Raw genomic sequence first — 410 nt, forward strand, 5'->3', positions numbered from 1 at the left:
GTGCCGAAGATGCGCGGGCTGATCTTGCCGTCGGCGCGGGTTTTGGCCGCGAGCGGGTTTTCCGAATCGTCCTCGTCGCGCGCGGCAACCGCGTTGGCTGCGGCATCGATCAGCGCGATCTGGGTCGGGAACATGTCGCGGAACAGGCCTGATATGCGCCATGTGACATCGACGCGTGGCCTTCCGAGCGTGGCCGGCGGCAGCACTTCGATGCCGGTGATGCGGCCGGTGGCCAAATCCCATTGCGGCCGGCAGCCCATCAGCGCCAGGCCTTGAGCGATCTCCTCGCCGCCGGTGCGCAGCGATGCCGAGCCCCAGAGATCGATGACTAGCGAGCGTGGCCAGTCGCCATGCGACTGCATGTAGCCGCGCACGACTTCCTCCGCCGCTGCCCTGCCCAGATCATAGGC

At 67.6% G+C, this 410-nt stretch carries 1 protein-coding gene; it reads right to left on the reverse strand.

Translation table 11 applies throughout. From position 1 onward, the window contains the following. On the reverse strand, positions 1–410 hold a 410-nt coding region (locus EN994_RS35115), incomplete at both ends, for a cobaltochelatase subunit CobN (protein WP_206530598.1).

The organism is Mesorhizobium sp. M7A.F.Ca.CA.002.09.1.1 (assembly GCF_003998555.1).
Taxonomy (GTDB): Bacteria; Pseudomonadota; Alphaproteobacteria; order Rhizobiales; family Rhizobiaceae; genus Mesorhizobium; species Mesorhizobium ciceri.